Origin of the sequence: Halomonas sp. DN3 (assembly GCF_024137905.1) — a bacterium.
GTDB lineage: Bacteria > Pseudomonadota > Gammaproteobacteria > Pseudomonadales > Halomonadaceae > Halomonas > Halomonas litopenaei.
Window position 1 is genome coordinate 2,664,950 of record NZ_CP099965.1, and the last position, 17,117, is coordinate 2,682,066.

General features: G+C 63.1%; 18 protein-coding genes. 1 reads left to right on the forward strand and 17 read right to left on the reverse strand.

The window, feature by feature from the left end; all coding sequences use genetic code 11:
- Position 1 precedes the first annotated feature (1 nt).
- The 4 genes from moaC to mobA are packed head-to-tail and all read right to left on the reverse strand — an operon-like array spanning position 2 to position 3,248.
- Entirely contained in the window at positions 2 to 814 is an 813-nt protein-coding gene (gene moaC, locus NKF27_RS11520) for a cyclic pyranopterin monophosphate synthase MoaC (protein ID WP_045994199.1), read from the reverse strand.
- Between the two features lie 9 nt (positions 815 to 823).
- Positions 824 to 2,074 (reverse strand): gephyrin-like molybdotransferase Glp, encoded by a 1,251-nt coding sequence (gene glp / locus NKF27_RS11525; protein WP_253551748.1) that lies wholly within the window; start codon positions 2,072 to 2,074, stop codon positions 824 to 826.
- On the reverse strand, positions 2,071 to 2,640 hold the full coding sequence (gene mobB / locus NKF27_RS11530) for a molybdopterin-guanine dinucleotide biosynthesis protein B (RefSeq protein WP_253551750.1): 570 nt from the start codon (positions 2,638 to 2,640) through the stop codon (positions 2,071 to 2,073). The genes glp and mobB overlap by 4 nt, the downstream gene beginning before the upstream one ends.
- Positions 2,637 to 3,248 carry a molybdenum cofactor guanylyltransferase MobA gene (mobA, locus tag NKF27_RS11535; RefSeq protein WP_222516516.1) on the reverse strand — a complete coding sequence of 204 codons (612 nt, stop codon included), beginning with the start codon at positions 3,246 to 3,248 and terminating at the stop codon, positions 2,637 to 2,639. Before mobA ends, mobB begins: the two co-directional genes overlap by 4 nt.
- A gap of 175 nt (positions 3,249 to 3,423) precedes the next feature.
- On the opposite strand from mobA, the gene NKF27_RS11540 reads away from it, so the two are divergent.
- A complete protein-coding gene (locus tag NKF27_RS11540) occupies positions 3,424 to 4,005 on the forward strand; it encodes a cupin domain-containing protein (RefSeq protein ID WP_253551754.1) in 582 nt (193 codons plus the stop codon).
- 187 nt (positions 4,006 to 4,192) lie between these two features.
- On the opposite strand, the gene NKF27_RS11545 is transcribed toward NKF27_RS11540, so the two are convergent.
- From NKF27_RS11545 to NKF27_RS11605, 13 genes are all read right to left on the reverse strand, one after another.
- Positions 4,193 to 5,446 (reverse strand): uracil-xanthine permease family protein, encoded by a 1,254-nt coding sequence (locus tag NKF27_RS11545; protein WP_045994204.1) that lies wholly within the window; start codon positions 5,444 to 5,446, stop codon positions 4,193 to 4,195.
- 265 nt (positions 5,447 to 5,711) lie between these two features.
- Positions 5,712 to 7,451, reverse strand: coding sequence for an ABC transporter substrate-binding protein (locus NKF27_RS11550; protein ID WP_045994205.1), 1,740 nt, complete (start codon positions 7,449 to 7,451; stop codon positions 5,712 to 5,714).
- Between the two features lie 66 nt (positions 7,452 to 7,517).
- Entirely contained in the window at positions 7,518 to 7,790 is a 273-nt protein-coding gene (locus tag NKF27_RS11555; protein ID WP_108133102.1) for a DUF2160 domain-containing protein, read from the reverse strand.
- A gap of 11 nt (positions 7,791 to 7,801) precedes the next feature.
- Positions 7,802 to 8,578: a carbohydrate ABC transporter permease gene (locus NKF27_RS11560; protein WP_253556464.1), complete on the reverse strand. Its 777-nt coding sequence runs from the start codon at positions 8,576 to 8,578 to the stop codon at positions 7,802 to 7,804.
- A gap of 109 nt (positions 8,579 to 8,687) precedes the next feature.
- Positions 8,688 to 9,575 carry a carbohydrate ABC transporter permease gene (locus NKF27_RS11565; protein WP_045994208.1) on the reverse strand — a complete coding sequence of 296 codons (888 nt, stop codon included), beginning with the start codon at positions 9,573 to 9,575 and terminating at the stop codon, positions 8,688 to 8,690.
- Positions 9,576 to 9,767: 192 nt separating this feature from the next.
- Positions 9,768 to 10,871 (reverse strand): ABC transporter ATP-binding protein, encoded by a 1,104-nt coding sequence (locus NKF27_RS11570; RefSeq protein WP_253551756.1) that lies wholly within the window; start codon positions 10,869 to 10,871, stop codon positions 9,768 to 9,770.
- Position 10,872: 1 nt separating this feature from the next.
- Positions 10,873 to 12,027, reverse strand: coding sequence for an ABC transporter ATP-binding protein (locus NKF27_RS11575; protein WP_253551758.1), 1,155 nt, complete (start codon positions 12,025 to 12,027; stop codon positions 10,873 to 10,875).
- A gap of 309 nt (positions 12,028 to 12,336) precedes the next feature.
- The gene (locus NKF27_RS11580; protein WP_253551759.1) at positions 12,337 to 12,687 is read right to left on the reverse strand and encodes a hypothetical protein; all 351 of its coding nucleotides are present in this window, start codon (positions 12,685 to 12,687) and stop codon (positions 12,337 to 12,339) included.
- Between the two features lie 224 nt (positions 12,688 to 12,911).
- Positions 12,912 to 13,541 (reverse strand): uracil phosphoribosyltransferase, encoded by a 630-nt coding sequence (upp, locus tag NKF27_RS11585; protein ID WP_045994211.1) that lies wholly within the window; start codon positions 13,539 to 13,541, stop codon positions 12,912 to 12,914.
- Between the two features lie 160 nt (positions 13,542 to 13,701).
- Complete coding sequence (gene ung, locus NKF27_RS11590; protein ID WP_253551761.1) at positions 13,702 to 14,385, reverse strand: uracil-DNA glycosylase; 684 nt, start codon at positions 14,383 to 14,385, stop codon at positions 13,702 to 13,704.
- Between the two features lie 5 nt (positions 14,386 to 14,390).
- Complete coding sequence (gpt, locus tag NKF27_RS11595) at positions 14,391 to 14,867, reverse strand: xanthine phosphoribosyltransferase (protein WP_045994212.1); 477 nt, start codon at positions 14,865 to 14,867, stop codon at positions 14,391 to 14,393.
- Between the two features lie 3 nt (positions 14,868 to 14,870).
- Positions 14,871 to 15,416, reverse strand: a complete 546-nt coding sequence (locus NKF27_RS11600) for an adenine phosphoribosyltransferase (protein ID WP_253551763.1) — start codon at positions 15,414 to 15,416, stop codon at positions 14,871 to 14,873.
- A 133-nt stretch (positions 15,417 to 15,549) separates the two neighbouring features.
- Positions 15,550 to 16,881, reverse strand: a complete 1,332-nt coding sequence (locus NKF27_RS11605; RefSeq protein WP_045992468.1) for an NCS2 family permease — start codon at positions 16,879 to 16,881, stop codon at positions 15,550 to 15,552.
- Positions 16,882 to 17,117 lie beyond the last annotated feature (236 nt).

Consider the following 17,117-nt stretch of genomic DNA (forward strand, 5'->3'; position numbering starts at 1 on the left):
ATCAGCCTCCTGTCACTGGCGGGAAGAAGGCCACCTCGTCCTCACAGGTCAGACGGGTACCGTCACTCGCCATCACCTGATTGACGGCGCACAGCACACGCCCTTCATCCAGCCCCTTGAAGCGATCATCCAGGGTCTTCAGTGCCTGCTTGAGACCGGCAACATCGGCACTGGGCAACCTGTCCAGGGGCACCGATGCTTCACCGACGCCAAGCCTTTCGCGCAGTTCAGCCAGGCACTTCACCCTGACACACTGCTCCGCGGCGGACGCAAGCCCCAGGGTCAACGCCGGGCTGTTCTCGGGGCTGGTCACGATCGGCGTTGCCGTCGCAGCGGTCGCGCTCCGACGCAGATAGTCACCGGACTTGCCGCCCTGCTTGGCATCCACGTGGATTTCGCCGATCTCCATCTCCTTGTCCACCGCTTTGCACATGTCGTAAAGGGTGAGACAGGCCACCGATACGGCCGTCAGGGCTTCCATCTCGACCCCGGTCCGTCCGGTCAGACGGCAGGTGGCGGACACCCTGACACAGCTGGATTCGGCGTCGATCTCGAAGTCGACGCTGACCTTGGACAACGCCAGCTGGTGGCAAAGCGGGATCAGCTCGTGGGTGCGTTTCGCGGCCTGAATACCGGCAATCCTGGCGGTCGCCAGCACGTCGCCCTTGGGCAACTTGCCATCGCTCAACAGCGCCAGAGTCTCCGGCGCCATGGAGATGCTTCCGGTCGCCGTCGCCTCCCGTCGGGTCGCTGCCTTGTCGCCGACATCGACCATGTTGGCTTCGCCGCGTGCGTTGAGATGGGAAAGCGTCATGTTCAAGCCTCAGGAAAATCGAAAGAGAGGGAGTACCATCACGATATCATCGATGGACGCCGAGTCCGTATCCTCGGGAATCTCGACCAGGCAATTGGCCGAGACCATGGACGACAGAATACCGGAACCCTGATTGCCTGTATTGACCACCCGCAAGGTCCCGTCCGCATCACAGTGAAAGACACCGCGACTGTAGTCCGTACGTCCGACCCTGCTGCGAAAGGCGCTACCGGCCACGGCCTTCCAGCGTGGCTGAGTGGGTGAGCGCCCTTCCAGAGCCGCGAGCATCGGCACCACAAACACCAGACAGGTCACCATGCAGGCCACCGGGTTACCCGGCAGTCCCAGCAAGGGTGTCTCGTCGGGGCCAATCACCCCACATGCCATGGGCCGGCCTGGCCGCATGGCGATCCGCCACAGGGTCAACCTGCCAAGACGCTCCACCGCTTCCCGGGTGTGGTCGGCCTGCCCCACCGACACTCCGCCACTGGAGACCACCAGATCTGCGGTCCGGGCGGCGTCAGCGAGCTGTTCGACCAGGGCGTCGGTGTCATCGGCGACGATGCCGAGATCGATCACCTCGGCGCCATGCTCCTGCAACAACCCCATCAGAGAATAGCGGTTGGCATCATAGATCGCCGCCTGGGCGCGTGCCTCACCGGGTGCCGTGACCTCATCGCCGGTGGAGAACACGGCTACCCGAGGACGTCGCCGCACCCGGACCTCGGCCTGCCCGAGAGAAGCCAGCAGGCCAAGCGCGGCGGCTTCGAGGCGCCTGCCTGCTGCAATGGCCACCTGGCCGGCACGCAGATCCTCGCCCGCCTGGCGCACGTTCTGCCCCTGCTTGACGCGGTCGGCGCGTGTCACCCTCACACGATCGCCATCTCGCTCGAGCTGTTCGAGCATGACCACGGTGTCGGCCCCTGGCGGCAAGGGCGCCCCCGTGGTGATGGCAATACACTCACCGTCGCCCAGGCGACCCTGAAAAGGCTGCCCCGCCAGGGCTTCTCCCACCTGGAGAAAGACCTCGCCGGGGCCCTCGGTCGACCAGTTGAGCGCCACCCCATCCATCGCGGAGTTGGTATGCCCGGGCACATCGAAAGGCGCTTCTACCGCCTCGGCCAGCACTCGGCCATGGGCCCTGGCCAGGGGCACCTTTTCCGCCGCCAGGCGACCAGCCACCAGCGTCAACAGGGCATCGCGCGCCTCCTCGACGCCGAGCATGCGCTCACCAAGATCGAAACAGGAGAGCGTTGTCATGACGGTTCTCCTCCCTGGTGCGCGACAACCCACTCGGGCCAACGCCTCACCCAGGCCTGGACCCAGGCGGCGATGGCGTCATGATCATTGAGATCGAGCACATCGCCCCTTGTCGCCAGGGGCGCGTCACTGGCGACGGCCTGAATCCATGGATCGTCTTCCGCCATCAGCGGCTTTTCCAGCGCCGGCCGATGGAGCTCCAGTTTGGGCAAAGGCCAGTCCTTGAAGCCCTCGACCAGCACCAGTTGCGGTTCCAGCGGCGCGACCATGGCCAGCAGGGTTGCCAGATCGGCCTCTTCGCCCCCCGGCGTCTCCATCATCAATGCCAGCCGGGCGCGGGAGGCGATCAGGATAGGTTCGGCCCCCGCCATACGCAGGCGATGACTGTCCTTGCCAGGCTGGTCTACCTCGAAGCGGTGGTGGGCGTGCTTGATCACCGCCACCTTGAGCCCGGCGCCCTTCAACATCGGTACCAGACGTTCGAGCAGGGTGGTCTTGCCGGTCCCGCTCCAGGCGGCGATGCCCAACAGCGGCTGATCGGGGCGCAAGCTCAGCGCCTGCGTCATGAGTCACGCTCCTGGCGACACGCCTCCAGCCGTCGCCTTTCCTCTTCGGTGTTGAGATTGGCGAAGGCGGCAGCGCAGTCGCTGACGTCGACCCGATCCCAGCGGTGGCGATCGTACCAGCGGTCGATCTTGCGTTCGCCCTGCTCCAGTACCGCCGCCAGATCCTCATGCAGGTGACGGGACAGCAACGCCACCACGGGGTGCAGCCGCTCGCCGTCATGGGCGACGACAATATCAAGCCCATCGCGCCAGCCAGCCACCAGCCGGGGCACCAGATCGGCGGGCAGCGCCGGGCTGTCACAGGGCACCACCACCACCCAGGGCGTAGAGGACGCGACCAGACCACTGTAGATGCCCATCAAGGGTCCGTGGTATCCCGCCTGGTGATCCTCGACCACTCGATCGGCGAGAGTCGCGTACTCGTCCAGATGGCGATTGGCATTGATCATCACGCTAGCCACATGGGGCTTCAGACAGGCAACGGCGTGCGCCGCCAGCGGCTTGCCGTCGAACGGCACCAGCCCCTTGTCGACTCCCCCCATGCGTCGCCCCTGGCCTCCCGCCAGAACCACGCCGCTTATCTCCTTCGCGTCCAGCCTCGCCACCATTGCACCTCTTTTATTGGTCGTCGACAGCATCCTCCATGATGCCTTAGCCACCCGCAGGCTGCCATGAGCGTATCGGGGTAGACAGTAGACGTCAGGGATGTCGGACAGCGACGTTAGCGGGTATCATGTGTCCATCATTATGCACAACATCGGCTTTGCCGAGACGGGAAACAGGATGGAAGACAGTTTCGACGTCGGCGCCAGATTGCGCCAACTACGACAGGAAAAGCAGCTTTCTCAACGCGAACTGGCGAAAAGAGCCGGTGTGACCAACAGCACCATTTCGCTGATTGAGCTTAACAATGTGAGCCCATCGGTCAGCTCGCTTAAGAAGATTCTTGACGCCTTGCCGGTATCGATCAGCGCCTTCTTCGCGGGTGACGAACCGAACCACCCCAGCCCCTTCTATCGCGCCGTGGAGCTCACCGAGATCGGCGATGGCCATCTGTCCTGGCGGCTTGTCGCGGCCAGACGCCCGGACCGACGCATGTCGGTGCTCCACGAGCGCTATCCGCCCGGAGCCGATACCGGCGAAGAGATGCTTGAACACGACGGCGAGGAAGGCGGCGTCATCATCGCCGGCGAGATCGAGATCACCGTCAACGGCGAGACAGGTCTGCTCGGCCCCGGCGACGCCTACTACTTCGACTCACGCCTGCCCCATCGGTTTCGCAACCTGGGGGATCAGGAATGCGTGATTGTCAGTGCGAACACTCCCCCCACCTTTTCCGATGGCGGAGAGCAGCTGCACCATTGAGAAATGCCTTCGACAGGGCATGATCGTCAGTGCCCTGTCGCCAACACCTGCCCCCCCCCCCACCGTCTCCGATGGTGGAGAGCAGCTCCACCATTGAGAAAAGCCTTCGACAGGGCATGATTGTCAGTGGCCTGTCGCCAACAGCCGATGGCCCGGCTGTCACGCCGGGCCATGGTAATAGCAGGGTTCATTCGTCCTCGCTGGCCCGGGGCAACACCAGGTTGAGGGCGATGCCGATCAAGGCGGCGAGGCTGACCCCCTGCAGGGCGAACTGGCCATCGCCGAACTGCATACCACCGATGCCGAACACCAGGATCAGCGAGACCACCACCAGGTTACGCGGGGCGGTCAGGGGTTTGCCGGCGCGCACCAGGGTATTCATGCCGACCACCGCGATGGAGCCAAACAGCAGGGTCATGATCCCGCCCATCACCGGGGTAGGAATGGTCTGCAATACTGCCCCCAGCTTGGCGACGAAGGCCAGGGTGATGGCTACCAGTGCGGCGGACACCATGAACATCGGATTGAAGGCACGGGTCAGGGTGACCGCCCCGGTGACCTCCGAGTAGGTGGTGTTGGGCGGCCCACCGAACAGCGCCGCCGAAATGGTCGCCAGGCCGTCGCCCAACAGGGTGCGGTGAAGGCCTGGTTTCTCCAGGTAGTTGCGGCGGGTCACCGAGCCGATCGCCACCATGTCACCGATATGCTCCACCGCCGGCGCGATGGCGACGGGGATCATGAACAGGACCGCCGCCCAGTGAAAGCTCGGCGCGGTGAAGGATGGCAACGCCAGCCAGGCCGCCTCACGTACCGGGCTGAAGTCGACCACCCCCATCAGCAATGCCATCAGATAGCCGGTGACGATCCCCCCCATGATCGGCACCAGGCGCAACAGACCGCGCCCGAAGACCGCCAGGATCAGCGTCACCAGCAGGCTCGACATGGACAGCACCATGGCCTGGGTGTAACCGATGGTCTCGCTGTTCTCGCCGGTGGCCATGCTCACCGCGACCGGCGCCAGGGCAAGACCGATGACCATGATCACCGGTCCTACCACCACCGGCGGCAGCAGCCGATGCAGCCACCCCGTCCCCTTCAGCCGAACCGCCTGGGAGATCGCCACGTAGACGAAACCGGCAGCGATCAGCCCGCCCAGGGTGGCGGAGACACCAAAGTGGGCGATGGAGCCCTGAATAGGGGCTATAAAGGCAAAGGACGACGCCAGAAACACCGGAACCGTCAGACGCGTGGTCAGATGGAACACCAGGGTGCCGATACCGGCGGTGAACATGGCGACGTTGGGATCGAGGCCGGTCAGCAATGGCACCAGCACCAGGGCGCCGAACGCCACGAACAGCATCTGGGCACCGACCAGCGCCAGTCGAGGCAAGGAATCCGCCGATGGGGCGACGGGCGAGGAAGAGGACGAGGGGTCTGACATGGAGGGCTCCGCGGTGGACAAACGCCGGCTATGGTACCAACGCACGCGCAACGTTTCGGCAAAATTTTGCGCGTCTTTGGACGCCACCGCCAACGCTTGGCAGACGCTCCTCTCATCCAGCCTGTGCTATCCAGCCGGCACCATGTATTGCCCACAAGGCAGCGGGCCCCCGCTGTCTCCAGCGAGGGCCCGGCGTCCTGCACATCAGGGGCCATGCACGAAAGGCGACCTACGAAGCGCCGTCACCTGCGCACAAGCCTCCGTCCTACTCACGGGTACCGGCCGACATCCATTCCTCCATCATCTGCTCGTAGGGCACCGTGGTGCCCTGGGGCATCTCGTTGTCCAGCTTGGCCTTGGGCGCGCCGGGCTGGCTCAACCATTCTTCGGGGTCCTTGGGTTCATTGAGCACCGGCGCGTAGGTGGCAAACACCTTGGCCCGCGCCAGACGCGCCATGATGTTGTCGAGGTCACCGGCCAGATTATCCAGCGCCTCCTGGGCGGAGATGTCGCCATTGACCGCGGGGGCCAGATTCTGCCACCACAGCGGCGCCATGCGCGGATAGTCAGGCACGTTGGTGCCGGTAGGCGTCCAGTTGGACTCGTTGGGACTGCGGTAGAATTCCACCAGGCCACCCAGCTTCGGCGCCATCTCGGTCATCTGGTCGGAGAAGATGTCGGACCGGCGGATCGGCGTCAGCCCCGCCATCAGCTTCTCCAGCGAGACGGTCTTGGACACGGTGAACTGGGCAAACAGCCAGGCCGCGCTGCGCCGATCCTCCGGCGTCGAATCGAAGAAGGTCCAGGCCCCCACGTCCTGATAGCCGACCTTCATCCCCTCTTCCCAGTACGGGCCGGTGGGAGACGGTGCCATGCGCCACTTGGGATTGCCCTCATCGTCGGTCACCGCCACATCGGGACTGACCATGTCGGCGGTAAAGGCGGTGTACCAGAACATCTGCTGGGCCACGTTGCCCTGGGCCGGCACCGGCCCGGCCTCGCCGAAGGTCATGCCCTGGGCTTCGGGCGGCGCATAGTCTCGAAGCCACTCCACCATCTTGGTCACGGCGAACACCGAGGCCGGTGAATTGGTGGCGCCGCCACGGCTGACGCTGGCCCCCACCGGGTGGCTCTCTTCATCGACCCGAATGCCCCAGTCGTCTACCGGGTTGCCGAACGGCACCCCGGGGCTGCCCATGCCGGCCATGGACAACCAGGAGTCATGGAAGCGCCACCCCAGCGACGGATCCCGACGGCCGTAGTCCATGTGGCCGTAGACCTTCTGACCGTCGATCTCGCCGACGTGCTCGCTGAAGAACTCGGCGATGTCCTGATAGGCCGTCCAGTTGGTGGGCACACCCAGATCATAGCCGTAGATGTCCTTGAACTGTGCCTTCAGATCATCGCGCTGGAACCAGTCATAGCGGAACCAGTAGAGGTTGGCGAACTGCTGGTCGGGCAGCTGGTAGATGCTGCCGTCGGGCCCGGTGGTGTACTGAATGCCGATAAAGTCGTCCAGATCGAGGGTCGGCAGCGTCAGGTCCTTCCACTCGTTGGCCATGGCCTCGCTCAGGTTGATGGTCGAGCCGTAGCGAATATGGGTACCGATGGCGTCCGAGTCGTTGACGTAGGCGTCATAGATATTGCGCCCCGACTGCATCTGGGTCTGCATGTTCTGCACCACATCACCTTCACCGATGATGTTGTGGGTTACCTCGATACCGGTCAGCTCGGTAAATGCCGGCGCCAGCACGTCGCGCTCCCAGGTGTGGGTGGTCAGGCCCTCGGCGACGGTGTTGATCTCCATGCCTTCAAACGGCTCGGCAGCCTTGGCAAACCATTCCAGTTCAGCGATGCGTTCCTCGCGGCTCAGGGTCGAGTCCTTGAACACCTCGTCGGCCAGGCGCTCGATCACCGCCGTTCGATCGTCCTGGGCCAGGGCGCCGCCGCTGAGCAGCAATAGCCCCACAGCACCTAGTCTGGTCAGCTTGAGTCTAGCGTTCATGGTCACCTCTATTGTTGTCGTCGACCGTCAGGTCGATCGTTGTCGTCGAAGGGAGCCTGGCCCCCGCTAGCCCCATCGCAGCAGGACCAGCATCCACACCACCGATACGCCCAGCGCCAGCCACAGACTCAGGCTGGTGAAGCCCACGACCGCCAGATGGATGTAGGCCGCCGACAGCATGCCGATGAAGAAACGGTCCCCCCGGGTGGTGCTGATCGGCAGAAAACCGCGCCGTTCCCGCGTCGGCGATACCAGCTCCCAGGTCGTCATGACCACCAGCAACAGCGCAATGACACCAAAGAAGATCGCCGTGGGCAGGGTCCATACCATCCAGTCCATGTCGGTGCTCCTCAGGTCCGGCCCAGGGCAAAGCCCTTGGCGATGTGATGGCGCACGAAGAACACCACCACGATGCCGGGCACGATGGTCAGTACCCCGGCCGCCGCCAGGGTGCCCCAGTCGATGCCCGAGGCGGTCGAGGTTCGCGTCATCACCGAGGCGATGGGCTGGGCCTCGGTGGAGGTCAGAGTGCGTGCCAGCAACAGCTCGACCCAGGAGAACATGAACAGGAAGAACAGCGTCACGCCGATGCCGGAGCGAATCATCGGAATGAACACCTGGACGAAGAAGCGCGGGAAGCTGTAACCATCAATAAAGGCGGTCTCGTCGATCTCCTTGGGCACGCTGGACATGAAGCCTTCGAGGATCCATACCGCCAGCGGAATATTGAACAGACAGTGGGCCAGCGCCACGGCGATGTGGGTATCGAAAAGGCCCACCGTGTAGTAGAGCTGAAAGTACGGCAGCAGGAACACCGCCGGCGGCGCCATCATGTTGGTCAACAGCCAGAAGAACAGGTGCTTGTCACCGATGAAACGGTAGCGACTGAAGGCATAGGCCGCCGGCAGCGCCACGCTCATGCTGATCGCCATGTTCATCAACACATAGGTAATCGAGTTGACGTAGCCCATGTACCAGCTCGGGTCGGTGAATATCTTGGCGTAGTTGGCCAGGGTCAGCGATTGCGGCCACAGGGTCAGCTCGCCGAGGATCTCGCTATTGGTCTGCAGCGACATGTTGACCAGCCAGTAGATCGGCAGCAGTACAAACACGATGTAGGCCAGCATCAAGAAGCCACTGCGAAAGCGTCGTCCTGTCGAACGGCCCTGTCGACGGCGGCGGGCCGCCTCCTTTTCCGCGCGCTTTCGCACCTGGTCGGGACTGGATGGCGTGGAATCAGTCATGGCGCGCCCCTCCCTGCCGGTCCTTCTGCAGATTCATGATGGCGGTATAGAACACCCAGCAGACCAGCAGGATGATCAGGAAGTAGATCAGCGAAAAGGCCGCCGAAGGCCCTACATCGAACTGGGCGGTGGCCATGATCGCCAGCGATTGACTGAGGAAGGTGGTCGCGCTTCCCGGCCCACCGCCGGTCAACACGAAGGGTTCGGCGTAGATCATGAAGGAATGCATGAAACGCAGCAGCACCCCGATCACCAGTACGTTGGTGAGCTTGGGTAGCTGGATATAGCGAAACACCGCCCAGCGTGAAGCGCGATCGATGCGCGCCGCCTGATAGTAGGCCTCTGGAATCGCCTGCAGACCGCTATAGCAGAGCAGTGCGATCAGCGAGGTCCAGTGCCAGACATCCATCAGCACGATGGTCACCCAGGCGTCCAGCGGACTCGAGGTGATGTTGTAGGGATAGCCGATCTGGCGCAGGCTCCAGCCCATCAGACCGATGTCGCCACGGGTGAAGATCTGCCAGATGCTGCCCACCACGTTCCACGGGATCAACAAGGGCAAGGTCACCAGGATCAACACCAGCGACGCCCGCCACCCACGCTTGGGCATCAACAGCGCGATCCCCACCCCCAGCGGCACCTGAATCGCCAGAATGGTCAGCGAAAACGCAAACTGCCGGGCCAGCGCCGCCTGCAGCGCCGGATCGTTGAGCATCTTGACGAACCATTCGGTGCCGGTGAAGAAGCGGGTATTGGCGTCGAAGACGTCCTGCACCGAGTAGTTGACCACCGTCATCAGCGGCACGATGGCCGAGAAGGCGACCAGCGCCAGCATCGGCAGCACCAGCCACCAGGCGCGATTATTGGGGACCTTGTTCATGACGCCACCTCTATACGGGATTCATCTGCACGTAGAGAGCGGCCCAACCGGTCTTGCTTTTGCGGTGGACGACACTGCAGATCGATACAGAGATTCATGACGCCACCTCTACACGTGATTCATCTGCACGTAGAGAGCGGCCCAACCGGTCTTGCTTTTGCGGTGGACGACACTGCAGATCGATACAGAGATTCATGACGCCACCTCTACCCGGGATTCGTCTACGTACAAAGTCAGCCATCTTTCAGGGAAACGCACCGATACGCGCCCGGAAAGCGCGAGCCCGCCCTCCTCCACGCGCACCTTGAAGCGCGCCTGGTTTAGCGCCAGCGTCAAGATCGAGTAGGTCCCGAGATCCTGGCAGTGGTCCACCACGGCGCTGAGGGTGCCGCTCGTGCCGTCCTCGGCAAGCTCGATGAATTCCGGACGAATGCCCAGCTTGAGGTTGTCGCTGCGTTCACGAGCATCAAGCAGCGAGCGGTGCATCGCGGCGGACAGTTCGAGGCGCTGGCCGTCGATCAGGATGTTGTCGCCATCGATGCATGGCGTGAAGAAGTTCATGCCGGGACTACCGATGAAGTAGCCGACGAAGGTGTGAGCGGGGCTTTCGAACAGCTCGCGCGGGGTGCCGAACTGGACGATTCGACCGTCGTACATCACCGCAATCTTGTCGGCAAAGGTCGAGGCTTCGAGTTGATCATGGGTCACGTAGATCATGGTGATGGCGAAGCGCTGATGGATCTCCTTCAGCTTGCGCCGCAACTTCCACTTGAGCTGCGGGTCGATCACCGTCAGTGGCTCGTCGAACAGGATGGCCGCCACATCATCTCGGACCAGGCCACGCCCCATGGACACCTTCTGTTTCTCGTCGGCGCTGAGGTTGCGCGCCTTGCTGGCCAGGCGGTCGGTCAGATCAAGGATATCCGCGACCTCCTCGACCCTCTCGCGAACCCGCTCCTCCGGGGTCTTCACGTTGCGCAGCGGGAAGGCCAGGTTGTCGTAGACCGTCATGGTGTCGTAGACCACCGGGAACTGAAACACCTGGGCGATGTTGCGCTCTTCAGGCGGCAGCTCGTTGACCATGACCCCGTCGAAGCGCACCTCGCCCTGGGAAGGCACCAGCAGCCCGGAGATGATATTGAGCAGGGTCGACTTGCCGCAGCCGGATGGCCCCAGCAGGGCATAGGCACCACCCTGCTCCCACACGTGATCCATCTGTTCGATGGCGTAGTCGCTGCGCGTCGAAGGCGACGCCGAATAGCTGTGCGCCAACTGTGAAAGGCGAATTTCGGCCATGCTAGCGCTCCTCCCCTGACGCCGAAGCCGGCGGTGCCTGCCGTGAAGACGGAAGCGTCGGACGCCCCCCACCGTCACCGGCTTCCGGCGGCACGTGCAGGGTCTTGCCATCCATGTCGAACACGAACAGGCGATGCACCGGTACATGGAGTGTGATCGGCTCATCCACACGAAAGCTGTGAACACCGGGAAGATGCGCCACCAGCGACATCCTCTCGTTGCCCACGTGCAGGAAGGTCTCGGAGCCACTGATCTCGGCCAGCTCAACCTTGACGTCAAGCGCCAGGTCATCGTCCGCCCGGGGCTGCATGGCCAGATGAGCCGGCCGCACACCGAAGCGGTAGCTGCCCTCGTCAAGCGCCGCCAGAGCTTCATCGAGCGGAAAGTGCACCTCGTCGTCGAAGCTGACCTCACCGTCGCGGATACGCCCTTCCAGCACATTGATGGGGGGTTCGGAGAACATCTCCGCCGCGGTCAGGGAGGCCGGCTGGCGGAACACCGTAGCGGTCGGGCCATGCTGAACCAGGCGCCCCTCGTGCAGAATTGCCGTATTGCCACCCAGCGCCAGCGCTTCCGCCGGTTCGGTGGTGGCGTAGACCGCGATGCAGTCACGCCGGGCGAACAAGGCACTCAACTCCTCGCGAAACTCCTCGCGCAGCTTGTAGTCGAGGTTGACCAGAGGCTCATCGAACAGCACCAGGTCCGCGTCCTTGACCAGTGCCCGTGCCATGGCGGTGCGCTGCTGCTGGCCACCGGACAGCTCCAGCGGCTGGCGGTCGAGCAGGCCTTCGATGTGCAGCAGCTCAGCGATCTCGTGGACACGCCGCTGGATCTCGCTCTTGGCGACACGGGCCAGCTTCAGCGGAGAGGCAATATTGTCGAAGACACTCTGATGGGGGTAGTTGATGAACTGCTGGTAGACCATCGCCACGTTGCGTTGGCGCACCCCCTTGCCGGTCACGTCTTCACCCTGCATCAGGATGCGCCCCCGGGTCGGCTGGTCCAGCCCGGCCATCAGGCGCATCAGGCTGGTCTTGCCGGCCAGGGTGCGGCCCAGCAGGACATTGAAGGAACCCGGCTCCAGGGTCAGGCTGACGTCATCGATGTGGGTCTCGCTCGCCACCTTGCGGGTGACGCCGTCGAGGATCAGGGACATGGGCGTACTCTTTCGCGCAGAGGTTCCCCTCGTCTCCGAGGGGCGTCATCTGTACGGTAGTAGAGAATCTCTACTCGCCCGTGATGTTTTTAAACGAAAGGCCCCACTACGCGCTAGAAGACGCCCTTTTTATGTCTCATCCTATTGTTTTTGCTTTTCTTTTCCACCGCCACCAACTTTTGTCTAATGCGAAAAGCCACCTCTCTGATAGCTGAGCATTGGTGCAGATGTTGTTTCCAGAAAAAAAAAGCGCCCAATGTTCGCAAAGGAACATTGGGCGCACGACGGAGGCGGGAGAACCCGCTGACGTCAGTTCAACAGCGTACGCACTGGCTTATCCAGCGCATCATCGACCTTCCCGTCCGCTCGCTCGACGCTGTCGTGTGCAGTATCCACCCGATCGGAAACCCCACCCCGAACATCGCCGACGTGATCCGCGACCCCGTCCCGGGCGTCATCGACACGATCATTGACGTTGTCCTTGGCGTTTTCCACGGCGCGATCTTCGGTGCAACGACCAGACACCCCCACCGTGGCCTCGAGTGCCGCATTCTTGGCGACCTTTTCAGCATCGCAGTCGGGGCGTATCCCCCCAGCTTGAACGCTTGCCGCCAGACTCAGAATTACTGCAGCACTAGCTGCCACACGCAACAACTTCATCCATGCCTCCTTGATTCTTGAATCAACCACCGACAGCCACAACGAGAGCGCGGCGTCTGTCCAGACGGACAATGGCTGAACTGCGTTCCCGCCCAACTGAATTGCGGACACAGCAAAGCAGACATTTCACCTGAAATGTCTGCTTTCGATCATAGGCATGAAACCACTGGGTAAAATGCCACCGCTGGATAGTCTGGCCGTGGCATTGGCGGGATATCGCGTGCTTAGCGGGTACCGAAGATCTTGTCCCCGGCGTCGCCCAGTCCCGGCACGATATAACCGTTTTCGTCGAGGCGCTCGTCCACCGAGGCGGTGTAGATCTCGATATCCGGATAGGCTTCCTGAACGCGACGGATGCCTTCGGGCGCCGCCACCAGCACGATCACTCGCATCAACTGGCAGCCGCGATCGCGCAGCATGTCCAGGGTGGCCACCATGGAACCCCCGGTGGCCAGCATCGGATCGATGACCACCGCCATGCGCTCGTCCAGGTCGTTGGCGAACTTGGAGAAATAGGGCACTGGCTCGAGGGTCTCTTCATCGCGGTAGAGACCGACCACGCTGACCCTTGCACTGGGAATCAGGTCGGTGACACCTTCCAGCATGCCAAGTCCCGCTCGCAGGATCGGTACGATGGTGACCTTCTTGCCCTTGAGCTGCTTGACGGTGATGGTCTCGCCACTCCAGCCATCGATGTCGTAGTCCTGCAACTCCAGGTCCTGGGTCGCCTCGTAGGTGAGCAGTTTTGCCACCTCGCCGGCCAGTTCACGGAAGCTCTTGGTGCTGATGCCGGCTTCACGCATCAGACCGAGTTTGTGCTGGACCAGGGGGTGATCGATGGCATGGACGCTCATTGGCGAGTCCTCTTTGATAACGGGAGGTGGTGCTTGGACGACCTTCGTCGCATGGACGCGGGCGACAAATTGCGCGCCATTCTACCTGCAACGCCGCGTCAGGTTAACCCGCAGCGTGCACCGAAAGCCGGCGGACGACCACGCCGTCCGCCCAACACGTTCATGGAGTCGGCGGCAGCTGCCAATCTACCGGGGATCTCCCATGCTCGGCGAGAAAGGCGTTGGCCCGAGAGAAATGGTGATTGCCGAAAAAGCCGCGGTGGGCCGACAACGGCGACGGGTGCGGCGACTCCAGCACCAGATGACGCTCCTGATCCACCAGCGCCTTCTTCTGGCGGGCGTGGCTGCCCCACAGCAGAAAGACACAGGGCGGCGCCTCGGCGTTGACGGTCTCGATGGCGCGGTCGGTGAAGGTCTCCCATCCCTTGCCCCGGTGGGAGCCGGCGTTGCCCTCCTCCACCGTCAAGGAGGTGTTGAGCAGCAACACCCCCTGGCGCGCCCAGGCCTCGAGGTGGCCGTGGTTGACCGGAGTCACCCCCAGGTCCTGGGCCAGCTCCTTGTAGATATTGACCAGTGACGGCGGCGGCTTGACGCCCTCGCGCACCGAAAAGCACAACCCATGAGCCTGGCCAGGACCGTGGTAGGGATCTTGCCCCAGGATCACCACTCGTACCTCGTCCAGCGGCGTCAGCTCGAAGGCCCGAAACCAGTCCGACGAGTGCGGATAGATGGTCTTCCTGGCGGCCTTCTCTGCCGCCAGAAACGCCTTGAGCTGCTGCATGTAGGGCGCCTGGAACTCGGCTCCGAGCCAGCGCTCCCAGCTGTCGGGCAATACCTGACCCATGTCGCTCACCGCCGCTGGTCCGCCAGGGGCTCGACGTAGGCCACGCCCATGTCCCAGGGGAACTGGATCCAGCAGTCCTGGGCGACCTCGGTGAGGTACTGATCCACCAGCGGACGACCCTCGGGCTTGGCGTAGATGGTCACGAAGTGCGCCTTGGGCAGCATCTCGCGCACCTTGCGCGCGGTCTTGCCGGTGTCCACCAGATCATCGACCAGCAGCCATCCTTCGCCGTCGTGATCCACGCCCTTGAGCACCTCGAGGCTGTCCTGCTCCATATGGTCGTAGCTCTTGATGCAGACGGTGTCGATCAGGCGAACATTGAGCTCCCGAGCGATCAGCGCGGCCGGAATCAGCCCACCCCGGGTGATCGCAATGATGCCCTTGGTATCGCGCTCGATCAGGCGATGACACAGCTCGCGCACGTCGCGATGAAGCTGGTCCCAGGACACCACGAAATGGCGATGGTAGCGTTGACTGCTCATGGGTCACTCGTCCTCGGTGAAGGAACACACGGCGAACACGCTGTGGCCAGAGTCACGGATTCTCTGGGAGCCGCCGAGATCCGGCAGATCGACGATGGCAGACGTCTCCACCACATGTCCCCCGCTGCGGCTGATCAGTTCGGCCGCGGCCAGCATGGTGCCACCGGTGGCAATCAGGTCGTCCACCACCAGGATACGGTCGCCATCGCGGAAGGCATCCGAGTGCAGCTCTACCTCGGCCTGGCCGTATTCCAGGGTGTAGGTCTGACTGATGGTCTTGAACGGCAGTTTGCCCTTCTTGCGTACCGGCACAAAACTGCAGCCCAGCTCGTAGGCCACCGGCGCGCCGACGATGAAACCGCGGGCGTCGATGGCGGCGATGGCGTCCAGATCCATCTCCTGATAGCGGTGCACAAAGCTGTCGATCAGCTTGCGAAAGGCCGCACTGTTCTGCAGTAGCGGGGTGATGTCACGAAAGTTGACACCCGGCTGGGGCCAGTCGGGAACGGTGCGAATGACGGACTTGATGTAGTCGCCGTAGATACTCATGGCGGTTCTCGCTAGGGGTCGAAAGAAGAATGCATGACACATGCGGCGCCTTGTCTCGGCGCCGCACGGCGGGGCTGGCCAACCTGCCGGCTCAGCCGGTCCTGGCCAGCCAGCCCCGGTCAGCCCGATGGGCTCAATCGAGGTAGATCATCTTGATCGCGAACAGTACACCGAGGATCACCACGGCGGCGTTCAGGTCCTTGAAGCGACCGGACAGGGCCTTGATCGCCACGTAGCTGACGAAGCCGAAGGCGATACCTTCGGCGATGGAGAAGGTCAGCGGCATGGCCAGGGCGGCGATCAATACCGGCGCCGCCTCGGTGGCGTCGTCCCAGTCGGCATGGGCAAGGCTTCCCGCCATCAGCGACGCCACGTACAGGAGCGCCCCCGCGGTGGCATAGGCCGGAATGGAGCCCGCCAGCGGAGCGAAGAAAAGGCTGGCCAGAAACAGTACCGCGACCACCACGGCGGTCAGACCGGTACGCCCACCGGCGGCGATGCCGGCGGTGCTTTCCACATAGCTGGTGGTGGTCGAGGTGCCGAGGGCAGCACCGGCCATGGAGGCGGTGGAGTCCGCCATCAACGCACGACCCAGGCGCGGCAGCTTGCCGTCCTTGTCGAGCAGGCCACCGCGATGGGCAACGCCCACCAGGGTACCGGAGGTGTCGAACAGATCTACGAACAGGAAGGCAAAGACCACGCTGATCATGGCCACATCGAAGGCACCGGCCAGGTCCATGGACATCAAGGTCGGCGCGATCGACGGCGGCATCGACACCACCCCGCTGAATTCATTGTGGCCCAGCAGCATGGCCACCAGGGTCACCCCCAGAATACCGATCATCACCGCCCCGGTGACGCGCAGATGGGCCAGCGCGGTAATCACGAAGAACCCGGCCAGGGCGTACAGCGGGGCCGGCTCGGACAGATCGCCCACCGACACCAGGGTGGCCGGGTTGTCGACGATGATGCCGGCATTCTTCATCGCGACCATGGCCAGAAACAGACCGATACCCGCCGCGATGCCGAGTCTCAAGGTGATCGGAATCGAGTTGATGATCCACTCGCGGATGCGAAAGATGCTGAGCAGAAAGAAGGTAACACCGGACAGGAAGACCGCTCCCAGCGCTGCCTCCCAGGTGTAGCCCATGCCCAGCACCACACCGTAGGTAAAGAAGGCGTTCAAACCCATGCCTGGCGCCAGAGCGATGGGATAGTTGGCCCACAGCCCCATTACCAGACAGCCCACCGCGGCGGCGACACAGGTCGCCACGAAGACCGCCCCGTAGTCCATGCCCGCCTCGGACAGGATGCTCGGGTTGACAAAGATGATGTACGCCATGGTCAGGAAGGTGGTGATCCCGGCGATCACCTCCGTCTTGACGGTGGTGCGGTGCTCACTGAGCTTGAAGAAGCGATCGAGCGGGCTCTTGCCGGAGCTCGGTTCAGGCTGCTGGTTGGACATGCGCTGGGTCCTGCACGTGGAGTCAATAGGGGAGTGTCCAGGACGAGAGTTCGCCGAACGCGCCCTGCCACCCTGCGACTAGTGACACCATATAGCAGGCCGTCCAGGGAATCACGACGATCCTGCACAACCTGGCCAACGCACAGGGAGCACGCAGGGTCGTCCGCGCGACCTCCAGCGCCACCACGTCAAGCAAGGCTGCCCGCCCCATAAAGCGGCATCCCAGCCCTCGACGA

Bases quoted from the DNA above. Each gene is read 5' to 3' on its own strand.
- moaC (WP_045994199.1), bottom strand. From the start codon at position 814: ATGACGCTTTCCCATCTCAACGCACGCGGCGAAGCCAACATGGTCGAT.
- glp (WP_253551748.1), bottom strand. From the start codon at position 2,074: ATGACAACGCTCTCCTGTTTCGATCTTGGTGAGCGCATGCTCGGCGTC.
- mobB (WP_253551750.1), bottom strand. From the start codon at position 2,640: ATGACGCAGGCGCTGAGCTTGCGCCCCGATCAGCCGCTGTTGGGCATC.
- mobA (WP_222516516.1), bottom strand. From the start codon at position 3,248: ATGGTGGCGAGGCTGGACGCGAAGGAGATAAGCGGCGTGGTTCTGGCG.
- NKF27_RS11540 (WP_253551754.1), top strand. From the start codon at position 3,424: ATGGAAGACAGTTTCGACGTCGGCGCCAGATTGCGCCAACTACGACAG.
- NKF27_RS11545 (WP_045994204.1), bottom strand. From the start codon at position 5,446: ATGTCAGACCCCTCGTCCTCTTCCTCGCCCGTCGCCCCATCGGCGGAT.
- NKF27_RS11550 (WP_045994205.1), bottom strand. From the start codon at position 7,451: ATGAACGCTAGACTCAAGCTGACCAGACTAGGTGCTGTGGGGCTATTG.
- NKF27_RS11555 (WP_108133102.1), bottom strand. From the start codon at position 7,790: ATGGACTGGATGGTATGGACCCTGCCCACGGCGATCTTCTTTGGTGTC.
- NKF27_RS11560 (WP_253556464.1), bottom strand. From the start codon at position 8,578: ATGCTGGCCTACATCGTGTTTGTACTGCTGCCGATCTACTGGCTGGTC.
- NKF27_RS11565 (WP_045994208.1), bottom strand. From the start codon at position 9,575: ATGAACAAGGTCCCCAATAATCGCGCCTGGTGGCTGGTGCTGCCGATG.
- NKF27_RS11570 (WP_253551756.1), bottom strand. From the start codon at position 10,871: ATGGCCGAAATTCGCCTTTCACAGTTGGCGCACAGCTATTCGGCGTCG.
- NKF27_RS11575 (WP_253551758.1), bottom strand. From the start codon at position 12,027: ATGTCCCTGATCCTCGACGGCGTCACCCGCAAGGTGGCGAGCGAGACC.
- NKF27_RS11580 (WP_253551759.1), bottom strand. From the start codon at position 12,687: ATGAAGTTGTTGCGTGTGGCAGCTAGTGCTGCAGTAATTCTGAGTCTG.
- upp (WP_045994211.1), bottom strand. From the start codon at position 13,541: ATGAGCGTCCATGCCATCGATCACCCCCTGGTCCAGCACAAACTCGGT.
- ung (WP_253551761.1), bottom strand. From the start codon at position 14,385: ATGGGTCAGGTATTGCCCGACAGCTGGGAGCGCTGGCTCGGAGCCGAG.
- gpt (WP_045994212.1), bottom strand. From the start codon at position 14,867: ATGAGCAGTCAACGCTACCATCGCCATTTCGTGGTGTCCTGGGACCAG.
- NKF27_RS11600 (WP_253551763.1), bottom strand. From the start codon at position 15,416: ATGAGTATCTACGGCGACTACATCAAGTCCGTCATTCGCACCGTTCCC.
- NKF27_RS11605 (WP_045992468.1), bottom strand. From the start codon at position 16,881: ATGTCCAACCAGCAGCCTGAACCGAGCTCCGGCAAGAGCCCGCTCGAT.